Annotated in this window: 21 protein-coding genes and 2 pseudogenes; 9 read left to right on the top strand and 14 right to left on the bottom strand. The window is 70.3% G+C overall.

Features of this window, described 5'->3' with window-relative positions:
- The first annotated feature begins 94 nt into the window (after positions 1 to 94).
- The gene (locus GRC12_RS14895; RefSeq protein WP_439959887.1) at positions 95 to 1330 is read left to right on the top strand and encodes an AI-2E family transporter; all 1236 of its coding nucleotides are present in this window, start codon (positions 95 to 97) and stop codon (positions 1328 to 1330) included.
- Positions 1331 to 1339: 9 nt separating this feature from the next.
- Here GRC12_RS14895 and GRC12_RS14890 read toward each other — a convergent pair whose 3' ends face one another.
- The 4 genes and pseudogenes from GRC12_RS14890 to GRC12_RS14875 all read right to left on the bottom strand — a co-directional run bounded on the left by GRC12_RS14890 (position 1340) and on the right by GRC12_RS14875 (position 6097).
- Complete coding sequence (locus tag GRC12_RS14890) at positions 1340 to 1957, bottom strand: DNA polymerase ligase N-terminal domain-containing protein (RefSeq protein ID WP_208779721.1); 618 nt, start codon at positions 1955 to 1957, stop codon at positions 1340 to 1342.
- Positions 1958 to 2015: 58 nt separating this feature from the next.
- On the bottom strand, positions 2016 to 2846 hold the full coding sequence (locus GRC12_RS14885; RefSeq protein ID WP_208779720.1) for an aldo/keto reductase: 831 nt from the start codon (positions 2844 to 2846) through the stop codon (positions 2016 to 2018).
- A 141-nt stretch (positions 2847 to 2987) separates the two neighbouring features.
- Positions 2988 to 4040, bottom strand: a pseudogene (locus GRC12_RS14880) (arabinofuranosidase catalytic domain-containing protein); the annotation flags it as partial.
- 47 nt (positions 4041 to 4087) lie between these two features.
- Entirely contained in the window at positions 4088 to 6097 is a 2010-nt protein-coding gene (locus tag GRC12_RS14875; RefSeq protein WP_208779719.1) for a non-reducing end alpha-L-arabinofuranosidase family hydrolase, read from the bottom strand.
- A gap of 252 nt (positions 6098 to 6349) precedes the next feature.
- Here GRC12_RS14875 and GRC12_RS14870 point away from each other — a divergent pair, with 252 nt between their 5' ends.
- Positions 6350 to 7324 (top strand): TauD/TfdA dioxygenase family protein, encoded by a 975-nt coding sequence (locus GRC12_RS14870; protein ID WP_208779718.1) that lies wholly within the window; start codon positions 6350 to 6352, stop codon positions 7322 to 7324.
- 2 nt (positions 7325 to 7326) lie between these two features.
- Here GRC12_RS14870 and GRC12_RS14865 read toward each other — a convergent pair whose 3' ends face one another.
- Positions 7327 to 8355 (bottom strand): LLM class flavin-dependent oxidoreductase, encoded by a 1029-nt coding sequence (locus GRC12_RS14865; protein ID WP_208779717.1) that lies wholly within the window; start codon positions 8353 to 8355, stop codon positions 7327 to 7329.
- Between the two features lie 94 nt (positions 8356 to 8449).
- Positions 8450 to 9955, bottom strand: coding sequence for a metallophosphoesterase family protein (locus tag GRC12_RS14860; protein WP_208779716.1), 1506 nt, complete (start codon positions 9953 to 9955; stop codon positions 8450 to 8452).
- Positions 9956 to 10833: 878 nt separating this feature from the next.
- Here GRC12_RS14860 and GRC12_RS14855 point away from each other — a divergent pair.
- Positions 10834 to 11478 (top strand): RNA polymerase sigma factor, encoded by a 645-nt coding sequence (locus GRC12_RS14855; RefSeq protein WP_208779715.1) that lies wholly within the window; start codon positions 10834 to 10836, stop codon positions 11476 to 11478.
- Positions 11479 to 11629: 151 nt separating this feature from the next.
- Positions 11630 to 12007, top strand: a pseudogene (locus tag GRC12_RS14850) (lycopene cyclase family protein); the annotation flags it as partial.
- Between the two features lie 437 nt (positions 12008 to 12444).
- On the opposite strand, the gene GRC12_RS14845 reads toward GRC12_RS14850, so the two are convergent.
- Together GRC12_RS14845 and GRC12_RS14840 are read right to left on the bottom strand one after the other, a co-directional pair.
- Positions 12445 to 13341 carry an MHYT domain-containing protein gene (locus GRC12_RS14845; RefSeq protein WP_208779714.1) on the bottom strand — a complete coding sequence of 299 codons (897 nt, stop codon included), beginning with the start codon at positions 13339 to 13341 and terminating at the stop codon, positions 12445 to 12447.
- A 162-nt stretch (positions 13342 to 13503) separates the two neighbouring features.
- On the bottom strand, positions 13504 to 14322 hold the full coding sequence (locus GRC12_RS14840) for an SDR family oxidoreductase (protein ID WP_208779713.1): 819 nt from the start codon (positions 14320 to 14322) through the stop codon (positions 13504 to 13506).
- Positions 14323 to 14450: 128 nt separating this feature from the next.
- On the opposite strand from GRC12_RS14840, the gene GRC12_RS14835 reads away from it, so the two are divergent.
- Complete coding sequence (locus tag GRC12_RS14835) at positions 14451 to 15305, top strand: helix-turn-helix domain-containing protein (RefSeq protein ID WP_208779712.1); 855 nt, start codon at positions 14451 to 14453, stop codon at positions 15303 to 15305.
- Between the two features lie 37 nt (positions 15306 to 15342).
- On the opposite strand, the gene GRC12_RS14830 is transcribed toward GRC12_RS14835, so the two are convergent.
- Both GRC12_RS14830 and GRC12_RS14825 read right to left on the bottom strand, forming a co-directional pair.
- Positions 15343 to 15885, bottom strand: coding sequence for an FABP family protein (locus GRC12_RS14830; protein ID WP_208779711.1), 543 nt, complete (start codon positions 15883 to 15885; stop codon positions 15343 to 15345).
- A 60-nt stretch (positions 15886 to 15945) separates the two neighbouring features.
- Positions 15946 to 16326 carry a winged helix-turn-helix transcriptional regulator gene (locus tag GRC12_RS14825; RefSeq protein ID WP_133042580.1) on the bottom strand — a complete coding sequence of 127 codons (381 nt, stop codon included), beginning with the start codon at positions 16324 to 16326 and terminating at the stop codon, positions 15946 to 15948.
- Between the two features lie 225 nt (positions 16327 to 16551).
- On the opposite strand from GRC12_RS14825, the gene GRC12_RS14820 reads away from it, so the two are divergent.
- Both GRC12_RS14820 and GRC12_RS14815 read left to right on the top strand, forming a co-directional pair.
- Positions 16552 to 17823 (top strand): alpha/beta hydrolase family protein, encoded by a 1272-nt coding sequence (locus GRC12_RS14820; RefSeq protein WP_208779710.1) that lies wholly within the window; start codon positions 16552 to 16554, stop codon positions 17821 to 17823.
- 279 nt (positions 17824 to 18102) lie between these two features.
- The gene (locus GRC12_RS14815) at positions 18103 to 20499 is read left to right on the top strand and encodes a M4 family metallopeptidase (RefSeq protein WP_208779709.1); all 2397 of its coding nucleotides are present in this window, start codon (positions 18103 to 18105) and stop codon (positions 20497 to 20499) included.
- Between the two features lie 52 nt (positions 20500 to 20551).
- Here the strand turns inward: GRC12_RS14815 and GRC12_RS14810 are convergent, their stop codons facing one another.
- The 4 genes from GRC12_RS14810 to GRC12_RS14795 all read right to left on the bottom strand — a co-directional run bounded on the left by GRC12_RS14810 (position 20552) and on the right by GRC12_RS14795 (position 23940).
- Complete coding sequence (locus GRC12_RS14810) at positions 20552 to 21751, bottom strand: glycoside hydrolase family 64 protein (protein WP_208779708.1); 1200 nt, start codon at positions 21749 to 21751, stop codon at positions 20552 to 20554.
- A gap of 184 nt (positions 21752 to 21935) precedes the next feature.
- Positions 21936 to 22691, bottom strand: a complete 756-nt coding sequence (locus GRC12_RS14805) for a dienelactone hydrolase family protein (protein ID WP_208779707.1) — start codon at positions 22689 to 22691, stop codon at positions 21936 to 21938.
- A gap of 124 nt (positions 22692 to 22815) precedes the next feature.
- Positions 22816 to 23436 carry an L-threonylcarbamoyladenylate synthase gene (locus tag GRC12_RS14800; protein ID WP_208779706.1) on the bottom strand — a complete coding sequence of 207 codons (621 nt, stop codon included), beginning with the start codon at positions 23434 to 23436 and terminating at the stop codon, positions 22816 to 22818.
- Between the two features lie 9 nt (positions 23437 to 23445).
- The gene (locus tag GRC12_RS14795) at positions 23446 to 23940 is read right to left on the bottom strand and encodes an FBP domain-containing protein (RefSeq protein ID WP_208779705.1); all 495 of its coding nucleotides are present in this window, start codon (positions 23938 to 23940) and stop codon (positions 23446 to 23448) included.
- Positions 23941 to 24012: 72 nt separating this feature from the next.
- Between GRC12_RS14795 and GRC12_RS14790 the strand changes: the two genes are divergently transcribed.
- Together GRC12_RS14790 and GRC12_RS14785 are read left to right on the top strand one after the other, a co-directional pair.
- Positions 24013 to 24594 (top strand): TetR/AcrR family transcriptional regulator, encoded by a 582-nt coding sequence (locus tag GRC12_RS14790; protein ID WP_208779704.1) that lies wholly within the window; start codon positions 24013 to 24015, stop codon positions 24592 to 24594.
- Positions 24595 to 24598: 4 nt separating this feature from the next.
- Positions 24599 to 25649 (top strand): SGNH/GDSL hydrolase family protein (locus tag GRC12_RS14785; RefSeq protein WP_208779703.1); only part of this gene is annotated, 1051 nt, incomplete at its 3' end.

Raw genomic sequence — 25649 nt, 5'->3', positions numbered from 1 at the left:
TGGTCCGTGCGTGCACCCTCGATTTAGAAGATTGCCGCTTTGGGAACACGTAGCTGCGTAAATTCGACGACCTGCGGCGATGTGAGGCGGTGACGTGCAGGTGAGCGACGCCCCGCGTCGGTCGCGCCGACCTCCCGGTACCGGACCGGGCGGCAGCCGCGGCCCGCGTCGGATGCGGTACGTCGTGCTGGGCAGCCGGCCGGCCCGCGGATACGGGACGGTGGCCCGGGCGCGCAGGGCGTCGGCATCCGCGCCGGGGGCCGGGAGCGGCGTGGACGTGCATCACGGGCTGAAGGTCAGTGCCGCCTATGCCTGGCGGCTGCTGGTGCTCGGGGCGGCCGTGTACGCGGGCTTCGTGATTCTGGGGCGCCTGCAGCTGGTCGCGGTCGCGTTGTTCCTCGCCCTGGTCGTGACCTCCGTACTGCGTCCCCTCGCCGATCTGCTGGCACGATGGCTGCCGAGGTCGCTCGCGGTGGTGGTGAGCGTCGTGGGAAGCCTGGTGCTGTTCCTGGGCCTGCTGGCGCTGGTCGGTGAGCTGGTGGCGAGCGAGTGGGACCAGCTCGGGCGGGAGTTCAGCGGGGGCATCGGCCGCATCGAGCGGTGGCTGCAGGGAGCTCCGTTCCATGTGAGTCGCTCGGTGACGTCAGATCTTCAGGGCAAGGTCAACACCTTCGTGTCCGAGCACCGCTCCACGTTGATCACCAGCGCGGTGAGCGGTGCCGGGCGGCTCGTGGAGGTGCTGACCGCGGGGGTGCTGGCGCTGTTCTGCTCCTTGTTCTTCATCCATTCCGGCGACCGGTTCTGGCACTGGTTCCAGGAGTTGCTGCCGCAGCAGGCCCGGGACCCCTGGAACCGTGCGGGTCGCGCGGCGTGGCGGACCTTCGCCGGCTACACGCGGGGCATCGTGATCGTGGCGGCCACCAACGCGGTGCTGGTCGGCATCGCCCTGTTCGTGCTGCGGGTGCCGTTGGCCCTGCCGCTGACGTTGCTGGAGTTCTTCGCGGCGTTCATCCCCCTGGTGGGATCGCCCATCGCGCTGGGCGTGGCCACGGTGGTCGCACTGGCGTCGCGCGGGCCCGTCATCGCGATCGTGGTCCTCGCGCTGATCGTCATCGTCGGCCAGATCGAGGGCCATGTACTGCATCCGCTGGTGATGAGCTGGGCGGTGCGGCTGCATCCGGTCGTGGTGGCGGTCTCGGTGATCGCCGGCAGCATCCTGGCGGGGGTGATCGGCGCGGTCGTCGCGGTGCCGATGGTGTCGGTGGCCTGGGCGGTTCACCGCGAACTGCGCGCCCCCGCCGGCCCGAGGCAGAGACGAGCGGAGACCTGATACAGCCCGCTACTCCCGGTCGCCGTCGTCGGCGGCGACCTGGGCGAGCGTACGGCCGCTGCTGACCGAGCGGGCCCGGCGCGGATCCGGCGTGCCGTGCCCGGAGGCCTTCGCACTGCCGGTCCTCACCAGCAGCCAGGCCTCTTCCCGGTCGCCGTCCTTGCCGCCGCGGAACCGGGTGAGGGCGTACTCGCCGTGCAGTTTGGAGCCCTTGAGGCGGAAGCGGGCATGTCCGCCCTCCAGGGACTCCTCGAAGTCGACGGTCCGCCCCTTGCGGTCGTGGCTGAGCGGTTCGTAGGTGCCGTGGTCCCACACGATCACCGTGCCCCCGCCGTACTCGCCCCGCGGGATCACGCCCTCGAAGTCCTCGTACTCCAGGGGATGGTCCTCGGTGGGCACGGCGAGCCGCTTGTCGTGCGGGTCGTCGGAGGGGCCCTTGGGGATGGACCATGACTTCAGTACGTCGCCGACCTGCAGCCGGAAGTCGAAGTGCAGGGTGCTGGCGTCGTGGATCTGCACGACGAACCGCGGCTCGTCCCCCGAGGCGGCCGACGGCCCCCGTGGCTCCCTGGTCCGCTGGAAGTCGCGCTTGTCGTGGTATTCCCGCAGCCGGTCCCGCTCACCCACCTGGGGCTCCTTCCACGCGCCCTGATCCTCGCGGCCGCCCGAGTACCCGCGCGGTGGCTCAGAACTCCTCGTGCACCGCCGGGTCGCCGCCCAGGCGCCGGTGGGCGCGGTCGGAGACGGCCGCCAGCTGGTCGGCGTCGAGTTCGAAGCCGAAGATGTCGAGGTTCTGTCGTTGCCGCTGGGGGTCGGAGGACTTCGGGATGGGCAGCGCGCCGAGCTGGGTGTGCCAGCGCAGCACGACCTGCCCGGGTGTCACGCCGTAGGCCCCGGCGATGGCGAGGAGGGCCGGGTCCTCGAGGAGGCTGCTGCCCCGGCCGAGCGGGCTCCAGCTCTCGGTGACGATGTCCTTGGCACTGTGGAAGGCGCGCAGCTGTTCCTGCGGGAAGAGCGGGTGCAGCTCGATCTGGTTCACCGAGGGCAGCACACCGGTCTCCTTCTCCAGCCGTTCGATGTGTTCGGCGGTGAAGTTGGAGACGCCGATGGAGCGCACGAGTCCGTCCTCGCGGAGTTTGATCATTGCGCGCCAGGAGTCGACGTACTTGTCGACGCGGGGGAGCGGCCAGTGGATCAGGTACAGGTCCACGTACTCCAGGCCCAGCCGCCTGCGGGACTCCTCGAAGGAGGCGAGCGTCTCCTCGTGGCCGTGGTGGCGGCCCGGCAGCTTCGTCGTGACGACGACCTCCTCGCGCGGGATGCCGCTGCGGGCGATGCCGAGGCCGACTCCCGACTCGTTGCGGTAGTTGGTCGCCGTGTCGACCAGGCGGTAGCCCGTCTCCAGAGCCCCGGCCACGGCGCGTTCCGCCTCCGTGTCGCTCATCGGCCAGGTGCCCAGGCCGATGGCGGGGATCGTCGTGCCGTCGTTGAGCGTGTACGTCGGGATGCTGACCACGGGGGGACCTTTCCTCGACTGCGCCGGACCTCCAGCCTCGCGGATGAGGTGAGGTCTGATCAAACGCGGTGGTCGCGGACGGGCGAGGGACGGCCCGGGCCGGTGTGCGTCGGCCCGGGCCGCCCGGCGCTGTCACCTGCCGTAGCCGGCCGTGGTGATGTTGGCCTGTACGGCGTTCTCGGTGGCGTCCGAGGGATAGCCGGAGGTCATGACGCCTTCGTAGAAGGTGCCTTGGGCGCCCTTGCTGTTGTCGCCGCCGATGCCGAGGATGATGGCTCCCTCCTTCTTCATCGGGTTGTAGCCGGCGACGTTGGGGCGGACCCCGTTGTAGAAGGTGGACAGGGCGCCGGACTGGGCGTTGCCGCCGCGGATGGCCCATTTGTTGGGCCCGCCCTTGATGACGGCGGTCAGATAGCGGTGGCTGATGGAGGGGTCGTTCGCGTTGTAGTGCTGGTTGACGCCGGAGAACAGGCCGTTCTCGAGGTCGGCCATGATCCAGGGGCCGTTGCCGCTGCCGTAGCCCCAGACCTTGATGTTGCCGAAGTAGATGGCCTCCATGGTGCCGTTGCCGTTGTCGCGGTTGTTGGTCTCGGCGTTGCCGTAGTCGAAACAGCAGCCGCCGTTGTAGTGGGTGCCGTCGAGGACGGCGTACATGCCTTCCGGCTGGTCGCCCTTGGCTGTGCCATTGGTTGTGTTGTTGCGGTAGCCGGTGCCGGGGGCGACGTAGACGCCGTAGGCCTTGTGGCCGGCGACCGTGGTGGGGGCGGCGGTGGCGTTGGCCAGGTTGTCCGGACCGCCGGCGGCACCGCCGCCGGGCGCCTGGGTGAGGCGGTTGCCCCGGCCGGACTGGTCGTAGATGACGGTGATGACGCAGGACGTGCCGGCGCAGAAGGAGTCCTGGGCGGCCGCGTTGGCGACGCCTCCCGCGCTGAGGACGCCGATGTCGCGGGTGGCGTTGTCGGAGGCGCGGCGCACCTGGTACAGCGGGCCGTTGTAGGAGGAGTACAGGGCGCGGGTCGTGCTGTGGGCGGCCACGCAGGGTGTGCCGCCGGAGGCGTACAGGTCGCAGGGCAGCGACCCCGCGGCGTGGGAGGACGGGGCGGTGCCGGTGAGGATGCCGGCGCCGAGGGCGACGGCCGCTCCGGTGGCGAGGAGGGCGCGCCGGGAGGGACGTAACGACTGTCGGACGATCACGGGAAGCTCCTCTGGTCGTGCGGGTGAGTGATGAGGGCGGTCGGCGGTCAGCAGGCGGAGTTCGTCTGGGTGAGCAGGCCCAGGCGCCAGGGCAGGCTGTTGTAGTCACCGCTCGCGTTGGGGTTGAGGCCCTGGTAGAGGTACTGGAGCCTGCAGGAGGGGATCGTCAGCGTCTGGTCGTAGCCGGCGCGGATCATCTCGCCGTGGCTGATGTCCTTCGTCCAGGCGCCCGCCGGGAAGGTGACGTTGGTGGCGCGGGCGAGGGGATTGCTCTCGGTGGCGGCCAGCGGGGTCCACGAGCCCGCGATGCTGCCGGAGGTCCAGGAGCGGAAGTAGCGCCGCCCGTCGGAGCCGATGGCCTCGACGATGAGCAGGTACTGGTTGCTGCCCTGCACCTTGTAGACGTTGCTCGCCTCGAACAGGGCGTACTTGTTGGATTCCTGGGCCGCGATGACGGTGTTGGTGAAGCCGTTCGGGAACTGGGACAGGCTTGTCTGCGAGCGGTACAGGTGTCCGTTGTCGTCCGAGGAGAACAGGTAGCAGGTGGTGCCGTCGCAGATCACCCACATGTCGACCCAGTAGCCGCCGCCGATGTTCTGCCGGATGATGTCCGGCATCGAGGCGTAGAAGTTGCGCGGCGCGCTCCAGCCGTCGGGGTTGCTGATGTCGGCGTTGGTGGAGTACGAGGCGTTGCCGGTCTGGTAGACGAGGTACCAGAGTTTCTGCGGTGCGAAGTAGAAGATCTGCGGGGCGGCCCGGTAGCCGCTGCCGATCGCGCTGCGGTCCAGGTAGTGGTGCGTGGCCGAGCCGGCCTGCGACCAGTCGCTGAAGCTGAGGTACACCAGGCTGTAGCCGGAGGAGCCGGCGACGCTCGCGAAGACGTGGTACTTGCCGTTGTAGTACACGACCGACGGGTCCTTGATCCCCGCGATGTTGTGTGTCGAGTCGGGCTTGGGCGCGATCAGCGGGCCGCTCGAACTCCAGCTGAAGCTCGACGGGAGGGCGGCGGCGGTGGCTCGGGCGGTGGTCGTGGGTGTGCCGCCGAGCGCGGTCAGCGTCGCGTTGTACGCCGCCTTCTTGTTGCCGCCGTTGTCGAACAGCAGCGGGTTCTGGCCGGTGCGCCAGGAGTCGCTGTCCCGGATGCCCCACACGGTGATGCCCGTGCAACGCGCAACGTTCATGCACGCCTTGACGGTGTTCGCGTAGGCCGTGGCCGGTGCCTGCGCGATGTCGAGTTCGGTGATCTGTACGTCGACGCCGAGCGCGGCGAAGTTGGACAGGGTGGTCTGGAAGCTCGCGGGCGGGCCGCCGGTGCCGAAGTGGGACTGGAAGCCCACGCAGTCGATGGGCACGCCGCGGGACTTGAAGTCGCGGACCATGGCGTAGACGCCCTGGGTCTTGGCGTCGGTCCAGTTCTCGATGTTGTAGTCGTTGTAGCAGAGCTTGGCGGAGGGGTCGGCGGTCCGTGCGGTGCGGAAGGCCTCCTCGATGAAGCCGTTGCCGAGGACGTTCTGGAACACGGAGCTGCGGTGCTGACCGCTGCCACCGTCGGCGAACGCCTCGTTGACCACGTCCCAGGCGTAGATCTTGCCCTTGAAGTGGTTCATCTCGGTGGTGATGTGGTTGTTCATCACGCTGCGCAGGGTGTTGGCGTCGGTGATGGAGCTGACCCAGCCGGGCAGTTGGGAGTGCCAGACGAGGGTGTGGCCGCGCATGCGCTGGCCGTGCGCGGTGGCGTGGCCCACGATCTGGTCGGCGGGGCCGAAGTTGAAGTTGCCGCGGGAGCGCTCGGTGGTGTCCCACTTCATCTCGTTCTCCGGGGTGATCATGTTGAATTCCCGGTCGAGAATCGTGGAGTACGTCGAGTCACCGAGCTTCCCGCCGGCCACGGCGGTGCCGAAGTACCGCCCGGACTGGGCTGCTTGGGCCCCGAGGGTGGAGGCCTTGACGGCGGCGTCGGGCGCCGCAGCCGCTGTTCCGGCGGCCAGCAGTGCGGTGGCGGCCATCAGGCCGACGGCGGACAGCCGACGCCCTCGTAAGGGGTGGAGAGGTTTCATGACGCTCCTCTGCGGTGGTGTGGGGGCACGCATTTGAGCAGGACATGACATCCGAGATTCGACATGTCGAACGTCGACCGTCTTCTCGGACGTCTTGGATGATAGGAGGCCCACAGGAAGCGTCAATCCTTCTCGCATCATTCGTCTTTCACTTCGAAAGTTTCGACCTGCCTGTCGCCTGGCGCCGGAAACGCTGTCACGATCTCCGTGGCGGCTCGCACCGAGCCGCCACGGACGAGCGACGGAGAGCGCATGACGGCGGAGTGGGACGCGATGGCAACGGCTGCACGGGCGGCCGGGATCGAGGTGAAACCGGTCGCCGGGCACATCGGAGCCGAGATCACGGGTGTCGACCTGGCGAGTGACCTCGACGACGCCGTCGTCGGCGCGATCCGGGCGGCGGTGCTGCGCTGGAAGGTCGTGTTCTTCCGCGGTCAACGGCTCGACCACGCCGCCCACGTGGCCTTCGCGCGCCGGTTCGGCCGGCCCGTCGTGCTGGGCAAGCGGGGCAGCGCCTCACCGCCCGACGTCCCAGAGGTGGAGACCACCGCCGACCGGCTGGAGCTGGGCGGGAAGTTCGGCATGGAGCACGAGGAGTGGCTGCAGCGCCGCCGGCACACCCTGCTGCGCGGCTGGCACTGCGACCACGGCGCCCGCGTCGACCCGCCGGCGGCGACGATCCTGCGCGCCGAGACCGTACCGCCCTACGGCGGCGACACCACCTGGTCCAACCTGGCCGCCGCCTACGCCGGACTCTCAGCGCCCGTACGGGACTTCGCCGACCGGCTGCGGGCCGAGCACCGTCTCGGCGTCGGCTACCAGCCCCGCCCCGGAGACGACAGCTATCTGCGCCATCTGCTGGACCACCAGGTCGCCTCCGAGCACCCGCTGGTGCGCGTGCACCCCGAGACGGGGGAGCGGGTGCTGTTCGTCAACGGCTACTACCTGGAACAGATCACCGGCGTCTCCCGCCCCGAGAGCCGGGCCCTGCTGGAGATGCTGCTGGAACAGGCGGTGCGGCCCGAATACACCGTGCGCTTCCGCTGGGAGCCGGGCAGCGTCGCCTTCTGGGACAACCGGGCCACCATCCACCTCGCCCCCAGCGACAACGCCCACCTCGACTTCCCGCGCATCATGCACCGCGTGATGCTCACCGGCGACGTCCCCGTCGGCGTGGACGGCACGCCGTCCCGGCCGATCACCGGCACGGCACCCGGGCGCTGGTGAGCTCACACCGACGGCTGCCAGCCGAGCGCAGGGCCCAGCTTCGTGGCCATGTCGGTCAGGATCTGCACGTAGTCCTCGTGCTCGAAGGTGAACGGCAGCGCGAACGCCACCTCGTCCACCTCGCGGAACGCCGCGTGTCCGGCCAGCCGCTCGGCGATCTCGTCCGAGGTGCCGACGAGGTCGGGTGCGAACAGCAGCCGCGCGGGGCCCTGCGGTGACGTCGTCCGAGGGGTGCGCTTGGCCGCGTACTCCTCGTACCGCTTGCGCTGCTCCGGCGTCGCGGAGTCGGTGGGGATGACGACCAGGCCCTGGGAGACGCGGGCGCCTTCCCCGTCCGGGTGCCGGTCGCGGAAGGCGCGGATGTGGGAGAGCTGGATCTCGGCGAAGTCGTACGGCCCCTGTGCGTCCTCCGCCTTGACGACGCTGCTGGTCAGGAAGTTCATGCCGTGCTCGCCGGCCCAGCGCGCCGAACTGAGGCTGCCGCCGCCGTACCACATACGCCGGCCCAGACCGGGGGACTGCGGCTGCACTCGATCGGAGAACACCTCGAAACCTTCGACGCCGCTGAAGTCGGTCGCGCTCTCGCCGCGCACGAAGGCGAGCAGCCGCCGCACCCGCTCGTAGGAGAAGTCCTCCGCCTCCGCGGTGTCCGGGTACAACGCCTCCTTGACCTGCTCGAAGTGCATCGGCGGACCGACACTGACACCCGGGTTGACGCGGCCCCCGGACAGGATGTCCACCGTCGCCAGGTCCTCCGCCAGCCGCAGCGGGTTCTCCCAGCCGAGCGGGATGACCGCCGTGCCCAGTTCGATGCGGCGGGTGCGCTGCGAGGCCGCCGCCATCACGGCGACGGGGGAGGAGATGCCGTACTGCAGATGCCGGTGGCGCAGCCACGCGCTGTCGAAGCCGAGCCGCTCGCCCAGTTCGATGATCTCCAGCGTGGACTCGTGGCCCCGCCGCGGATCGGCCTCGTCGAACAGGCCGATGGTCAGAAATCCCAGCTTGCGCAGGGGGCGAGAGGTCGGCGGCACGGGTTCCTCCGTGGTTGCTTGATGAATCAAGTAGTACGGAAGTGCCAACGGGGACGTCGCGAGAAGTGTTCCCGCCCCCAGGGTCAAGATCCGGTCAGGTCAGCGCGATGACGAACTCGTCCTCGACCGGCGGTTCGATCTCCTGCGCACGGTTGCCGGTGGCGGCGAAGCACCGCACCCGCACCGCCTCCGGACTCACGTCCAGGCGCAGGAAGCTCTTGAAGAAGGGCGGACTGTAGGTCGCCGAGCTCGGAGAGAACAGCTGTGTGTAGATCTTGCGCACCGGCAGGCGGAAGCGCGAGGTACGGTCCGGGCGGCCGCCCGCGCCGAGCAGGCTCGCCACCAGACGCACGCGCCGGGTCACCCGCACCGGTCCGCCCGGCGTACGGGTCGGCTGGATCCCCAGCCGCTCGGCGATCACCGCCATCGCCTCGGCCTCGGTGAGCGTGAAGAAGCGGCGCAGCCGCAGCCGGCGGCCGTACAGGCGGCTGTAGAAGGCGAGGGAGTCACCGCGCAGCGGATAGCAGCGGAAGTCCTTCTCCGTGACGTTCGCGATGTCGACGCGCGGGATGGTGTGCGTGGCGTGCATGAACGCGCCGCCGCCGCCCGAGACGACGTACTGGATGGTGCGGCCCTCCACCTGGACCGGATAGCGCTGGTAGTTGTGGATGTCGCCGCCTATCGCCGCCACGTAGTGGTGCGCCGGGTCGCGGACGATGTCGTCGACGGTGCCGCCACCGCCCTCGATGGTGCACGGGTGGTGCTCGCCGTCCACGTACAGGGGCGAGCCGGTGACCAGGATCTTCGGGCGGGGTCCTTGGGAGACCTCACGCAGCCAGGCGCCCTGCTCGGCGTCGATGGTGCCCAGCAGACCCGTGTCGATGCCTATGATGCGCAGCGGTCCGGCGTCGATCGCCCAGTACGGTCCCGGCTGCACCGCCTGCTGCTCGGGTGCGGACCTCAACCGCCGTTCCTCGTCCAGGTGCCGGCCGTCTCCGGAGCGCGGCCGGTGCCACAGCAGCGAACGCATCCAGGCCCGCGTGAAGGGCCGCGGCGCCGCCTCACGGGGCAGGGCCGGGGCGTCGCCGCAGAACACCCGCATGAAGGCACCCAGGTCCTCGTACCAGTCGTGGTTGCCCGGCACCGCGTAGATCGGCGCCGGGTAGTCCTGGTAGGGACGGAAGAACTTGGTGCCGTAGTCGTCGGCGCTGCCGACCGGATAGATGACGTCACTGGCGATGACGGCGAAGTCCGTCCCGCGACCGATCTTCAGGAAGCCCGGCACCACGGCGTACTGGGAGTCGTCGCCCTCACCGGTGTCGCCCATCAGCATGAAGGAGAACCGCTCCGGGTCCGCACGCCGGATCACCTTGTCGGCGGGTGCCCCCGCCGCCTCCCGCTGGGCCACCCACCTGCTGCGGGTGTGCCCCGTCGGGTCCCCGAACCACGAGGCCACCACACCGTTGCGGGCGGCCCACAGTGTCCTGGGGTTCAGCCAGGAGAGCCTCTGGACCTTGGACGGCATCAGCCGCTTGTACTCGCCGGGTTCCGCGACGCCCCAGCCGGCACCCGCGGCGGTATCGCGTGAGGATTCAGACACCGGTGCACCGTAACAACAGGCCAATCCCGTTGCTCAGGCGGGAGTTGAAAGATCCAGCGCCCCCAGCACGCGCAGCGCCTCGTGCAGGCCACGCGGGCGCGGCGGACCAGGAATCCGGGTCCGTTTCCAGCCCGGACCGCACAACAGCACCCGGCTCTGCATCCGGGCACCACGAACGCCCCAGCGGGTCTCCACCAGGTGCTGGACCTACGGCGTACCGGCCGTGGCGGCCGACTGCGACCACAGGGCCACCGCCGCCGGACCCACGCCCCGCAGCACGGCCATCAGGGCGTCCGGGGGCACGGCACCGCCCAGCATGAGCGTGGGGACCCCGCGTTCGGTGAGCGTGGCGTTCAGTGCCTCCAGCGGGAACGCCGAACAGCGGATCGACGGCCTCGGCCGCCGCCAGGCGGCGGCCGAGCAGGTCGCCGAGCACCGTGCGCACCGCGCCGGTCACGTCGGCGTCGACGGCGTGCGGGTCGGGGCCGTAGGGCGAGGGCGCGGGCCCTCGCCTCGATCGCCCAGCCCGGGGGCCGCTGCGCCGGCTGTGCGCTGCGCGGGCGCGGGAAAGCCCTCCTCGCAGCTCGGATGCTCGCGTGGACGCCCGCTCGCACGGTGGTCCTGCGTCACGGTGGGGCTCATTCCGGTTCCCCTCATCGAGATCCTCGCGATCGGAGTGCGCGTCGTAGTCACCGGTTCGGCGGGAGCGGCCCGATCGGATGCGGTGGGGCTCGGAACACCGGCAGGGGGCTTGCCCGGCCGTTCGCCGGCACCATTTCGATGCAAAGACGATGCGAGTTGTCCGTCTTGCATCACCTCTGCACCGTGGAAGGGCCGCCGTAGCTCACGGCGACCAGAAGGTCCAGCGGAGGAGAGCCATGACGACCGCCCAGCAAACCAGCGCGGACATCGGCGAGGCCCCCGCTCCCCGCCTGCCCGCGCCCGAGCCGCTCGCCGGCCCGGACATCGAAGAGGCAGACCTCGCCGACGGGTTCCTGGCTGGTGACGAGGCCTGCCTGGAAGCCGCGCACCGCCGCTGGGGCCCTTTGGTGTACGCCCTCGCCAGGCGCTCGCTGGGGGACGCGAAGGAGGCGGAGGACGTCACCCAACTGGTCTTCTTCGCCGCCTGGCGCGGGCGCTCCGGGTTCGCGCCCGGACGGGGCACGCTGCCCGGCTGGCTCATGGGCATCACCCGCAGGAAGATCGCCGACGCGCTCTCGGCCAGGACCCGGCGCACCGAACTGGTCGCCGCCGCGGGCGCCAGGCTGCTTCTGGTCGCGCCCGACGAGGCCGTGAGCCCGGAGGGGGCCATCGACCGGGTCGTGCTCGCCGACGAACTCGCACGCCTGCCCGCCCCGCAGCGACGGGTGCTCAACCTCGCCTTCTACGACGACCTGACGCAGACCCAGATCGCCGAGCTCACCGGATGGCCGCTGGGCACCGTCAAGAGCCACGCCCGCCGAGGGCTGCACCGCCTCGCGCGCCGACTCGGCACGGACGAACGCGTCGACTGCGCGGCGTGACAACGCTGCGCGACCGATGCGACTGCGCCGAACGGACAACGGCCGGGTGGCGATCCGCACCCGAAGGGGTACTGCACCGGGCATGGTTCCTCAAGACACCGCGGAAGACATGGCAGCAGACATGGCAGCACCCCAGGGGGAGTGACCGATCGTGCCGGAGGCGGACGTCGCCGTCATCGGGGCCGGGGCCGCGGGTCTGTCCCTCGCTCACCGCCTCTCCTGCCCTCCGCCGAGGTCCGGCCGCCTGTCGGTCGTGCTGCTGGACGCCCCGCCCGGGCCACTGCGTCCGCCCCGGCGTACCTGGTGCTTCTGGGAGGCGGGCCGCGGACGCTTCGACGCGGCCGTCACCAGGGCGTGGCACCGCCTCCGCGTCCACCACCCCTCCGGCGATCCCGTCGAGCACGACATCACACCCCTGTCGTACAAGATGATCCGCTCGGACGACTTCGAGCGGCTCGTCGAACGCGACCTCGCCCGCAGCGCGCAGGTGCGACGGCTGGAAGCCACGGTCGAGAGCATCGAAGACCTCCCGCAGGGCGCGCGCATCAACACCCGCAGGCCTGATGGGCACGCCGGCTCCCTCAAGACCTCCCCATCGGCCTGCGCACCCCCGTCCTGCCCATGCTCCGGGCGGCCCTGGAAGTGCCCGGGCTGCCCAGACGCCCTTTCCCCCGCTGACCCGCCCTGTGCCGCGACGGACTCGGCATGCCCGCATCCCCCGACGTATCGACGACCCGCACCAGGAGGCAGCGTGACCGTGCTGCGGGACGCGGACCACCAGCGGCTTCCTCGCCGCCAACGCCCTGCTGCGGGACTGGGGAGTACGGGGTCACCCGCTGTGGACGGTGCCCAACCACGGCCGTCTGCGTCCGCGCCGTGCCGAGAACCCGAAAGGGGCAGCTCGGGTGGGGCGGCCGGGGTGAGCGCGTCGCCGGACGAGTGACCGGGCCGTGCACCCTTCGGAGGTCACCACTCGTCGGCGCGCGGCGGGGCCCACTGCGGTGCGGCGGGTGCGGTGCCGTACGTCTCCTGCCGGGCCCGCGCGGTCACGGCGGGACCGCCGAGGAACGTGCCGTCGGGCTGTGGCGCGGGCGAGGCCGCCTGCGGCGGTGACGGCGACCTGTTCCACTCGCCGTCGCCCAGCACCAGCAGCGGGTCGAACATGACGACCACACCGGCCAGCAGCAGGAAGACCGCCGGTCCCAGCAGCATGGGCAGCAGCAGGGACGTGGGCGAGTCGCCCGCGAAGGTGCCGGAGCCGTGCAGATGGACGCTGACCGCGGCCATCGCCGTGTAGTGCATGCCGGACACGGCCACGCCCATCACCAGGCTGGCGCCGAGGCTCGCCAGGAAACCGCGGACGGAGACCGCCGCCCACAGTGCGGCGGTGGCGGCGACGATCGCGATCAGCACCGACAGGCCGACGGTGGCGGTGTCGTACACGATGTCCCCGTTGACCTGCATGGCGGCCATGCCGAGGTAGTGCATCGCGGCGACGCCCAGGCCGGTGATCACACCCGCGACGCCCAACGTCACGCGGCCGGCCCCCAGGTAGCCGACGATGAACACGCCGATGCCGACCACGACGATCGCCACGGCCAGACTCAGCAGTGTCAGACCCGCGTCGTAGCGGATCCCGGTCTGTGCGACCTGGAAGCCGAGCATCGCGATGAAGTGCATCGTCCAGATCCCGCAGCCGATGGACGCCGCGCCCAGCGCCAGCCAACCCGGCTTCCAGGACTGCTGGTTGAGCAGGGAGCGGACGATGCACCGCAGTCCGAGCGCCCCTCCCAGGCAGGCCATCAGATAGGCCGCCACCGGGGTCACCGCGCCATAGCGGAACCCGTCGATCGTGCCTTGCATACGCCAACTCCCCCCAGAGCCGCGGCGGTTGTGGAGCAAGGTCTACGGGCAAGCACCACACGGAATCAAGGGCTTACCGCCGGTAATTGAATAATTCTCAATTATCGACGATCGACTCCGGTCATCCATGGGCGAGTTCTCGCCATGATCGACCGTTCGGGGTCAGCCCTGCTGCACGGGCACCACCACGATTTCGGCGATGTTGACGTGCGCCGGCGCGGCGGCGGAGAAGGCGATCGCCTCGGCCACGTCCTCGGCGGCCAGCGGACGCAGATCGCTGCGCATCCGGTCCAGCGTCGTCCGCATGTCGTCGTCCCGCATGTCCGCGCCGAGTTCCGTGACCGTCACACCTGGTTCGACGTTGCGCACGCGAACTCCGCGGGGGCCCAGTTCGGCGCGCAGATTGCGGGTGAGGTGGGCGATCGCGGCCTTGGTGGCGCAGTACACCGACCAGTTGGGGTAGAGAGAGTGGGCCGCCACCGAGCCGACATGGACCAGATCCGCGGGACGCCCCTCGGCCGCGGCGCCGAGCAGACCCCCGGGGAAGACCCGCGCGGTGTGCAGCACACCGCGCAGGTTGACGTCGAGCATGCGGTCCCATTCATCGGTCCGGGCCGCCTCGAAGGGAGCGCCGAGCATCGCCCCGGCGTTGGCCACGACGAGATCCACCCGGCCCAGACCCGAGCCGACGGCCTCGGCGACGCCGTCGAGCGCCTCGGCATCGGTGAGGTCGACGGCGAACGGGAGGACGGTGCCGGACGCCGTCGCCCTGAGTTCCTCGGCCAGTTCCTCGAGCCGGTCCTCGCGGCGGCCCAGCAGGGCGACATCGGCACCCCCGGCCGCCAGCCGGCGGGCGGTGGCGGCGCCGATGCCGCTGGAGGCGCCAGTGACGACGGCGACCCGACCGGTCAGAGGCGGGGCAAGGCGGTGGGTGTCGTAGGTCGCAACTGCGGTGTCCCCGTGGGGAGATGAAGAAGTCATGCCGCTGAGCCTGGTGCCGGCCGGATCGCCGAACCAGACCGCCGCTCTCCGCCGAGCGCCGATCGTAGGAGTACTACGGCCACCATCCGGTGTCCCCTCCCGGGGTGCACGTGCCTAGGGTTGTGGCCATGGACAGCGCGAACCCGCTCGGCGATTACCTGCGTGCCCGGCGCGCCCTGGTGAGCCCCGAGGACAGTGGCCTGCCGGTCACGGGCCGGCGCCGGGTCGCGGGGCTGCGCCGGGAAGAGGTCGCGCTGCTGGCCGGTGTCAGCTCGGACTACTACGTACGGCTGGAGCAGGGCCGCGAACGGCACCCCTCCGCCCAGGTGGTCGACGCCCTGGCCCAGGCCCTGCGCCTGGACGTGGAAGCCGCAGACCATCTGCACCGCCTGGCACGCCCGGCTCCGAAACGGTCCACGTCACGCGCACGGGCCGAGCGGGTCAGCCCGGTCCTGCTGCGGATGATGCACGACTGGCACCGCACCCCGGCCGTGGTCCTGGACCACTGCCTGACGGTTGTCGCCCACAACACCCTCGGCAAGGCCCTCTTCGCCGGCCACACCCACAGCGAGGATCTGGTGCGGCTGGTCTTCCTGGATCCGGACGCGCGCACGTTCTATCCGGAGTGGGAGCGGGTCGCCGTCAACACCGTCGGCGGACTGCGCTCGTCGGCGGGCACGGGCCACGACGACCCCCGCCTGATCCGCACGGTCGGCGAACTCTCCCTGAAGCGCCCCGAGTTCCGGCGCCTGTGGGCCCGCCACGACATCCGCCAGAAGACCCACGAGACCAAACGCTTCCAGCATCCCCTCGTGGGTGAACTGACCCTGGACTACGAGTCGTTGACCGTCAACAGCGCCCCCGGCCAGCAACTGGTCGTCTACCAGGCCGCCCCCGGCAGCACCTCGGAACAGGCCCTCGCCCTCCTGGGAAGCCTCACGGCCGACCAGCCCGACCGTGACCGGGCAGCATCCGAGAACTGAACCGGGCCGTATCCGGGAACTGAAAGGCCGCCCCGACCTACCGCTCGCGGCGCAACGTCGCCGACAGGTGATGCCGCAACGGCTGACCGACCGCCGCCAGGTCGTGGACGAACGCGAGGGTGTCCTCGTCGGTGAGGGTGTAGCGGCGGCGGGTGGCGTCGACCTGTTTGGCCGTGGGAGTCACGGCCACGCTGTCGGTGGCGAGGTCGACCACACCGTCGGCCGCCCGGCCCACCGCGATCTCGGCGATCCCGGCCGGCTGGGTGATCAGCGCCTCCACCCGGCCCTCCGGCTGCAGCCGCCACCACCCGCTCTCGCGCGCCGCCGGTCGCACGGGCGCACCATCGGCGTCGATCAGCCACGCCCGGGCCTCGTACCGCAGGAAGGGCCGACCGTCGTGGCTGAAGGTGACCTCCTGCGCGTACGAGAAGTCGGCATCGAGCGTCGGATACTCGCCCTCGCCGCGCCCGCGCCACACCCCGAGCAGACCGAGCACGGGTTGCAGCAGCTCGTGCGGCTGGGGAGCCGCGTCCGGTCGTCGGCTCTCGGGATACGGGTACTCCGCTACGACGTCGAACACGGCTGCGCTCCTCGGGTTGTGCCGGTGCCGGGGCAGAGCCTAGGGCCGCCGCCCCCTGCGTCAGGCGTCGAAACGGCTGCGAGCCGCCTCGATGTGGCCGAAGTACCGGTGAGTCCAGTCGCACATGCTGTCGACCGTCGCCCGCAATCCCTGGCCGGCGTCGGTCAGGGTGTACTCGACCCGGGGCGGGACGGTGGGGTGCACCGTCCGCTCCACCAGGCCGTTGCGCTCCAGCATCCGCAGGTTCTGGGTGAGCATCTTGTGGCTGACGCCCTCGATCTCGTTGCGCAGTTCGGTGAAGCGGAGGGTGCCCTCGCCGAGCGCCTCGATGATCAGGAACGCCCACTTGTTGGCCACGTCGGAGAAGATCTCCCGCGCCAACGAGTCCGCCCGCCGCAGATCCGCCGCGTCGACCGAGCCACCGACCTGCTTGGTTCCCATCGGATCTCCCAGTGACTGAGCAGCACTTTCCCGAACGAACAGATACTACTCTCCTGTGGTTCCTCGGTAACCACAGGAGACCGAGGTCATCGGGCGGTCAACCGCCCTGCCGCGGTGGGGATTTCCCGAGGGGGGAAAGGCCTGGCAGCACGATGGTTCATGGAGGGGCGTGTTGCGAAGGTCGAGGTGTCCGAGCACCGCAGCGCCGCATCCGAAGGAACCTCCATGCGCAGCTCTCGTCTCGTCGCCGCTTGTCTGGTCGGCCTCGTCGTCCCCGGTCTTGCCGGGACGGCCGTCGTCCCCGCTTCGGCCGTGTCCGCCTCGCACGCCGCGCCGGCGTCGGCGGGGTCGTCGAAGCCTGCGAAGGGGGTGACGCTCACGCTGCCGGCGCCGCGCGGCCGTCATGCCACCGGAGTGTCGTCCTTCCGGCTCGTCGACGGCAAGCGCGCGGACCCGTGGGTGGCCGGCCGGCCCTACCGGGAGCTGATGATCAGCGTGTTCTACCCGGCGGTGCACACGGGCGGGCGGCCCTTCACGAAGCAGTTCCCGCCGGCCGTGGCCGCGGCGACCGGTGCGGCGGTCGAGGAGGGCGACATGCTGCCGGCCGGTCTGGTGGACTGGGCCGCCACGAGGACGCACTCGGTCGCGGACGCCGCCATGGCACCGGGCCGTTTCCCGGTCGTCCTGTATTCGCCCGGCGCCGGTGACCCGAGGGGCTGGAACGTGTCCCTGGCCGAGGACCTCGCCTCGCGCGGCTATGTGGTGGTCAGCGTCGATCACACGGGGGAGGCCCCGGCGGTGCAGTTCCCGGACGGCCATGTGGTGGGCAACGGGCCGATGACGGCGGCCTGGGACCAGGCGTTCCGCAACGGCACGACCCTGGCGTTCTTCACGAAGCTGATGGACACGCGCATCGCCGACACCGAACTGGTGCTGGACCGGCTGACGAGTCTGCCGAAGCGGCTCAGCGACGGCATGGACCTGAACCGGATCGGCATGTTCGGGCACTCCGCCGGCGGGTTCACGGCGGCGAACACGATGTACGGCGATCGGCGGATCAACGCCGGCGTCGATCTGGACGGCACGCTGGAGTACACCTCCAAGCCCGACGGAACCAACCTCAGCGAGGTCGCCCTGCACGGACTGGACCGGCCGTTTCTGCTGATGGGCAACAGCTCGGCGGACGACGGGAGCGATGTGCGCCGCGAGCCGTCGTGGGCGTCGTTCTGGGCGCACCAGCGCGGCTGGAAGGCCGACGTGACGCTGGACGACTCCGTGCACGCCTCGTTCACGGACGCCGAGGCGCTGCTGCCGCAGTTGGCGGGCAGGGTCCCGGCGGCGACGCTGGACGCGGCGGTCGGGACGGTCGACGCACACCGAGCGGTGGCGGCCAACCGGGCGCTGGTGGCCTCGTTCTTCGACCGGTTCCTCAAGGGCCGTGACGACCATCTGCTGGACGGCGGTCCGTCGCCGTACCCGATCACCTTCGTGCGGTAGCGGTAGGGCGTTGCACAGCGAAAGTACAGGTGAAGCACAGTTCTGCCGGGGGTGGGCGCCTTGCGTCCGCCCCACACCGAGGGATAACCCTTGACGCGCTCCTTACGTGCTGACATGTCTCCGACAACTCTGTCATTCTCCCTCTCAACTACCGCACGGTAGCCGCACGTCGCCGCCGCGCGTGCCCGGTCCCGCACAGCTCGGCTCGTCCCGGACAGCAGACCCGGCTGCCCGGTCTCTCACCGGTCGCCCCACGCGGCCGCAGCAGTAGGAGAACGAGTGAGACGCATCCCCCGCAAGCGGACCGCGGCAGGAGCCCTGCTCTCCACCGCCGCCTTCCTCGCCGTCGGCATGCAGTCGGTCCCCGCGAACGCCGAGCCGGCATCCGCCCGCCCCAGCCCCCTGCGCACCGGGGGCGTCGAGGCGAAGCTGAGCCCGGCGCAGCACACCGCCCTGATCAAAGCCGCGCAGCAGAACACCACGGCGATCGCCCGCACCCTCGGCCTCGGCGCCAAGGAGAAGCTGGTCGTCAAGGACGTCGTCAAGGACAACGACGGTACGCTGCACACCCGTTACGAGCGCACCTACGCCGGTCTGCCGGTCCTCGGCGGCGACCTCGTCGTGCACACCCCGCCCGCCTCTCTCGCGGCCGGCACGGTGAGTACGACGTTCAACAACAAGCACACCATCAAGGTCGCCACCACCACGGCCGCCGTCACCAAGTCGGCCGCCGAGGCGAAGGCCCTCGCCGGCGCCAAGGCCCTCGACGCCGAGCAGGCCAAGCCCGACAGCGCGCGCAAGGTCATCTGGGCGGGCACCGGCACCCCGAGGCTCGCGTGGGAGACCGTCATCGGCGGCTTCCAGGACGACGGAACGCCCAGCAAGCTGCACGTCGTCACCGACGCCACGACCGGCAAGGAACTCCACCGCTTCCAGGCGGTCGAGACGGGCACCGGCAACACCCAGTACAGCGGCACCGTCACGCTCAACACGACGCTGTCCGGGTCGACGTACCAGCTGTACGACACCACCCGCGGCGGTCACAAGACGTACAACCTCAGCAACGGAACCTCGGGCACCGGCACCCTGATGACCGACTCCGACGACGTCTGGGGCACCGGATCCGGCTCCAACACCCAGACCGCGGGCACCGACGCCGCCTACGGCGCCCAGGAGACCTGGGACTTCTACAAGAACACCTTCGGCCGCAGCGGCATCAAGAACGACGGCGTCGCCGCCTACTCCCGTGTCCACTACAGCAGCAACTACGTCAACGCCTTCTGGGACGACGACTGCTTCTGCATGACCTACGGCGACGGCTCCGGCGGCACCCACGCCCTGACCTCGCTCGACGTCGCCGGTCACGAGATGAGCCACGGCGTCACGTCGAACACCGCGGGTCTGGACTACAGCGGTGAGTCGGGAGGGTTGAACGAGGCGACCTCCGACATCTTCGGCACGGGTGTGGAGTTCTACGCCAACAACTCCTCCGACCTCGGTGACTACCTCATCGGCGAGAAGATCGACATCAACGGCGACGGCACACCGCTGCGTTACATGGACAAGCCCAGCAAGGACGGCTCGTCGGCCGACAGTTGGTACTCGGGCGTCGGAAACCTCGACGTCCACTACTCCTCGGGCCCGGCGAACCACATGTTCTACCTGCTGTCCGAGGGCAGCGGCAGCAAGACCATCAACGGCGTCACGTACAACAGCCCCACCTCCGACGGCGTCGCCGTCGCCGGCATCGGCCGCGCCGCGGCCCTGCAGATCTGGTACAAGGCGCTGACGACGTACATGACGTCCAGTACCGACTACGCCGGAGCCCGCACCGCCGCCCTCAGCGCCGCCGCCGCGTTGTACGGCACCGGCTCCACCCAGTACGCCGGTGTCGGCAACGCCTTCGCGGGCATCAACGTCGGCAGCCACATCACGGTACCGACCAGCGGCGTCACGGTCACCAACCCGGGCAGCCAGTCCTCGACCGTCGGCACCGCGGTGAGCCTGCAGATCTCCGCCACCAGCACCAACAGCGGCTCCCTGAGCTACGCCGCGAGCGGACTGCCGACCGGTCTGTCGATCAACAGCTCCACCGGCGTCATCTCCGGCACCCCCACGACGGCCGGCACGTACAGCACCACCGTCACGGTGACCGACCCCACCGGGGCCACCGGCACCGCCTCCTTCACCTGGACGGTCAGCTCCAGCGGTGGCGGCGGCAGTTGCACCTCGGCCCAGCTCCTGGGCAACCAGGGCTTCGAGTCGGGCAACACCACCTGGACCGCCTCCAGCGGAGTGATCACCAACTCCAGCAGCGAGAGCGCCCACGGCGGCTCGTACTACGCCTGGCTCGACGGGTACGGCTCCACCCACACCGACACGCTCTCGCAGTCGGTGACCATCCCGAGCGGCTGCAAGGCGACGCTCACCTTCTATCTGCACATCGACACCTCGGAGACCTCCAGCAGCACCGCGTACGACAAGCTGACGGTCACCGCCGGGTCGACCACCCTGGCGACGTATTCGAACCTCAACGCCGCCTCCGGCTACACCCAGAAGTCCTTCGACCTGTCATCCCTCGCGGGCTCGACCGTCACCCTGAAGTTCAGCGGGGTCGAGGACTCCTCGCTGCAGACCAGCTTCGTCGTCGACGACACCGCCCTGACGACCGGCTGAGCCCTCGCACCGCCAGGGGCCTCACCCCGCTCGGGGTGAGGCCCGTTCGGCGTCAGTTGAAAGGATCGAGGGTCAGATAAGCCTGCTGCGGGTTGCCGTCCTGGACGAGCGACTCGTGGTTGCCGACGTCGTCGAAGGCGAACGCGTAGGCCTTGCCGTCGGCCATCTGCGCGTGGATCGCGCGGGCGTACTGGTTGGTCACCGCGTCCTGGTAGAAGTTCGCCGCGGAGCTGTCCGGCTGGTTGGGGTTGACCAGCAGGGTGGAGCGGTTGAAGCCCGCGCACAGGGTGCGTGAAATGGGGCCGCGCACCTGGTCGTTGGGGGCGTCGAGCAGCTTGTGGCAGCCGAAGACGCTGTCCGCGTCCGGCTTCTGGAAGCTGGTGACGACCGCGCCCGAACCGTTGGTGAAGTTCATGACGTTGCCCGAGACCCGGCCGAAGTACTTGGTGTTCGGCTGGTCGGCGAACGGCGTGACGGTCAGGGTCGTCGACGCGTACTTCTGCCACACGCGGTTGATGTAGTCGTCCATCACGGACGCCGGCAGCGCACCGGACTCCAGTCCGTGCCCCGGCGCCAGCGCCCGCAGCACCGTGCCGTCGGACCGGGTCTGGATCAGTCCGGCCCAGCCGCCGGACCGGCCGCGCAGATCGTTCAGGACCCCGTTGTAGCCACCCGACTTGAGGTGCCCGGTGCTCACCGTGGTCCCGTCGGAGCGCTGCACGCCGACCGCGTAGGGGGCCGAGAACATGTCGACCTGCGTGCTGTTCAGCCACAGGCCGGAGTCGTTGAGGGTGTACTCGGACCAGTTGAAGAGGATGTCGTGGTTGGGGTCGGTGGGGTTCTGCACCGCGGGCTGCACCAGGCCGCCGGTGGTCAGCTTGAACACCAGTTTCTGGCCGTAGGAGAAGTAGATCCGCCCGGAGAACTTGGGGATCCGGATGGTCGTGGACTGGCCCGCGGCAGGTCCGGGGATGGACGCGTCCGGTGCGGGGGTGGGCGGGTTGCCGCCGGCCGGCCATGCGTGGAAGGTGCCGTTCGCGTCCGCCCAGCCCTGCTGTCCGGTCGAGAGCAGGGTGCCGATCGTGTAGACGTAGACCGCGTCGCTCCGGCCGGAGTTGTTGGTCAGCTTCAGGGGGATCGTGGCGGGCACGGCCGCGTCGGCGGACGACGGTGAGTGGACGGCGAGGACCGCCGCGAGCAGGGCGGCCGCCGCGGCCGGGGCCAGCAGCCGGTGAGTGAGCCTTCTGGGCACGCTCCACCTCCGTGGGGGTTCATCTGTTGTGGGGGGATGACCTGAGGGGATTGGTCCGGACCACGTTGAGAGCGCTCTCAACGTGCCACCGAGGCGCGTGCATGTCAATAAGTTGAACGGAAGACGACGGGCGGTGCCCGCGGAACGAACTCCGCGGGCACCGCCCGTCGTTGGTGGATGGTGGTCAGAAGGTGCGGTCGAGCAGGTCGAGCAGCGCCGCCCAGTGCCGCTCGTCGCCCTCCTTGTGGTAAGCCGCCGTGTCCGCCTGGGTGTAGCCGTGGGGCGCGCCCGCATAGACCTCGCAGCGGTGCCGTACACCCGCCCCCGTCAGGGTCTCCTCCAGGAGCTGCTGCTGCTCGGGCGGCATGGAGGGATCCTCGTCGGCGTGGCCGAAGTACAGCTCCGCCGTGACGTGCTCGGCCTCCAGGTGCGGGCTGTCGGGGGTGTCCGTCGCCAGCCGGCCGCCGTGGAAACCGGCCGCGGCGGCGACCCGGTCCGGGTAGGCGCCGGCCGTGTACAGGAGCAGTCGGGCGCCCATGCAGTAACCGGTCACCGCGACCGGGCCGTCCGCCACCAGCGGGGAGTCCGCCAGCCACTGGAGGTAGGCGCCCGCGTCACTCTTGGCGCGCTCGGGGGTGAGGGCCTGCATGACCGGCATGATCTGGTCGAACAGCTGCGGCCGCGCGGACGGATCGATGAACTCGGGCAGGTCGAAGACCGGCGAACGTCCGGCCCGGTAGAAGACGTTGGGCACCAGGACCGTGTAACCGGCCTCGGCGAGCCGGTCGGCCATCGACTTCAGATGGGGGCGGAGCCCGAAGGCGTCCATGTACATCAGGACACCGGGCCGGGCGCTGCCGTCGGCGGCGTGCGCCACATAGGCGTCGGCGACGCCGTCCTCGGTGGTGATGTCAACGGCTGTTCCCTGTACGGAGGTCATGGGGGCTGCCTCTCTGCGCGCTCGGCGGCGACCGGATGCACGGCCCGACGGGCCGGGTGCGGTCATCGTTGCACGGGCCACTCGCCGGGCCGAAAGGGCCCCCTGCCTCGGGTGATGCTGGAGTTCACTCGAAGCGCGAGACGTCCCCGGCTCCCCGCCGCACGATCTGCGCCTCGCCGTCGGAGAAGTCGATGACCGTCGTGGGCTCGGTGCCGCAGTCGCCGGAGTCGACGACCGCGTCCAGCACATGGTCCAGGCGGTCCTTGATCTCCCAGCCCTGCGTCATCGGCTCCTCCTCGTCGGGCAGCAGCAGGGTGCTCGACAGCAGCGGCTCGCCCAGCTCGGCGAGGAGCGCGTGGGTGACGACGTGGTCGGGGATGCGGACGCCGACCGTCTTCTTCTTCGGGTGCTGCAGCATCCGCGGCACCTCGCGCGTCGCCGGCAGGATGAACGTGTAGCTGCCGGGTGTGGACGCCTTGATCGCGCGGAAGACGTCGTTGTCGACGCGCACGAACTGGCCCAGCTGCGCGAAGTCCTGGCAGACCAGGGTGAAGTGGTGGCGGTCGTTGAGGTGGCGGATGGTGCGGATCCGGTCGATGCCGTCACGGCTGCCGAGCCGGCAGCCCAGCGCGTAGCAGGAGTCGGTCGGGTACGCGATCAGCGCGTCCGACCGGATGCTGTCCGCGATCTGGGCGATGGTGCGCGGCTGGGGGTTGTCGGGGTGCACGTCGAAGTACTTCGCCATTCGCAGAGCTTATGCCTGCCGCACCTTGGCCACGAACGCGGCGACGTTGGCGACGGTGCGCCGCACCTTCTCCTCCAGCGTGATCGTCTCGTGCAGCCGGGCGCCGGGGCCCGCCTCCTTCTTGCCCCGCACATACAGCGAACAGGCCAGGTCACTGCATATGTAGGCGCCCACCGAGTTGCCCTGCTGCCCGGCCTTGCCCGCGCGCGGGGCGACCATCAGCGAGACCCCGCCGGAGTGGGTGGTCAGGCAGATCGAGCACATGCTGCGCCGCGTCTGCCAGGACCCGGCACTCGAGCCGCGCAGGACGACGGCACGCACCTGCCCCTCCAACTCGGCGACCAGGTAGGCGCGGTCGGGTGCCTGCGGATCGCGCCAGCCCAGGAAGTCCAGGTCCTCCCAGGGCTGCTCGGCCAGATCACGGGGGACGGACAGACGCTTGGCCTCGCCCTTGCTGCAGTTGACGAAGGCGGCACGGATCTCTTGCTCGGTCAGCGGTTTCATAAACGCGAGGCTAAGTTGCCTAAAGCTGTTAGGCAAACGCATAATCGCTTCAGGCAGACCGAAGGGAAGCACATGGGACGCGTGGGCCTGACCACCGAACGCCTCGTCCGCGCGGGGGCCGAACTCGCCGACGAGGTCGGCTTCGAACAGGTCACCGTCTCCGCCCTGGCCAGACGCTTCGAGGTCAAGGTCGCCAGCCTGTACTCCCACGTCAAGAGCTCCCAGGACCTCAAGACCCGCATCGCCCTGTTCGCCCTGGAGGAACTGGCCGACCTGGCCGCCGACGCCCTGGCCGGACGCTCCGGCAAGGACGCCCTGACCGCCTTCGCCAACGTCTACCGCGACTACGGCCGCGAGCACCCCGGCCGCTCGGCGGCCGCCCGGCTCCGGCTCGACCCCGAGACGGCCGCCGCCAGCGCGGGCGTACGGCACGCCCAGATGACCCGCGCCCTCCTGCGCGGCTACGACCTGCCCGAACCCGAGCAGACACACGCGGTCCGGCTGCTGGGAAGCGTCTTTCACGGGTACGTGAGTCTGGAGCTCGCCGGCGGCTTCAGCCACAGTCTCCCCGACTCCGAGGAGAGCTGGGCCCGCATGCTGGACGCCCTCGACGCGCTGCTGCGCAACTGGCCGACCCGACCGACAGGAGTCTGAGCAGATGACGAGCACCGCCGCACCCTTGATCTCCACCCCCGTCACCGCGTCCCTGCTGCGCGGCGCCCTGGAGGTCGAGCACACCGAGGACGGCGTGCTGCCCCACCGGCTGCCCGCCTGGGCCCGCGCCCAGTGCACCGACGGACAGCTCCTCATGGCGGAGTCCCAGCCCTCCGGCGTACGCCTCGTCCTCCGCAGCCGCACCCGGACCGTGGAACTCGACGCACGCCCCACCAAGCGCGTCTACCCCGGCCTCGCCCACCGCCCCGAGGACGGGATCTACGAGCTGTTCATCGACGGCGCGCCCTACGCACGGGGCACCGTCACCGGCGGCAACACCCTCACCATCGACATGGCCGCCGGCACCGCCGAACTGCAGCCCGGCCCGGCCGGCACCCTCCGCTTCACCGAACTGCCCGACGGCGACAAGGACATCGAGATCTGGCTGCCGCACACCGAGACCACCGAACTCATGGCCCTGCGCACCGACGCGCCGGTGGAGCCCGCCCCGTACTCGGGCCGCAGGGTCTGGCTGCACCACGGCAGCTCCATCAGCCACGGCTCCAACGCCACCACTCCCAGCACCACCTGGCCCGCGCTCGCCGCCTCCCTCGCCGGCGTCGAACTCGTCAACCTCGGCCTGGGCGGCAGCGCCCTGCTCGATCCCTTCACCGCCCGCGCCCTGCGCGACACGCCCGCCGACCTGATCAGCGTCAAGATCGGCATCAACCTCGTCAACACCGACCTGATGCGGCTGCGTGCCTTCACCCCTGCCGTGCACGGCTTCCTCGACACCGTCCGCGAAGGCCACCCCACCACACCGCTGCTGGTCGTCTCGCCCATCCTGTGCCCCATGCACGAGGACACCCCCGGCCCCACCGCGATGGACGTCAACAGCCTCGCCGCCGACCAGGTCCGCTTCCAGGCCATGGGCGACCCGGCCGAGGTCGCCGGCGGCAAGCTGACCCTGCACGTCATCCGCGACGAACTGGCCCGCATTGTCGCCCAGCGCTCGGCCGACGACCCCCACCTCCACTACCTCGACGGCCGCGAGC

It is taken from the genome of Streptomyces griseorubiginosus (assembly GCF_017614965.1).
GTDB lineage: Bacteria > Actinomycetota > Actinomycetes > Streptomycetales > Streptomycetaceae > Streptomyces > Streptomyces griseorubiginosus_B.
Note: the sequence above shows the minus strand (reverse complement) of the source record. Positions and strands in the feature narration are given on the sequence as shown.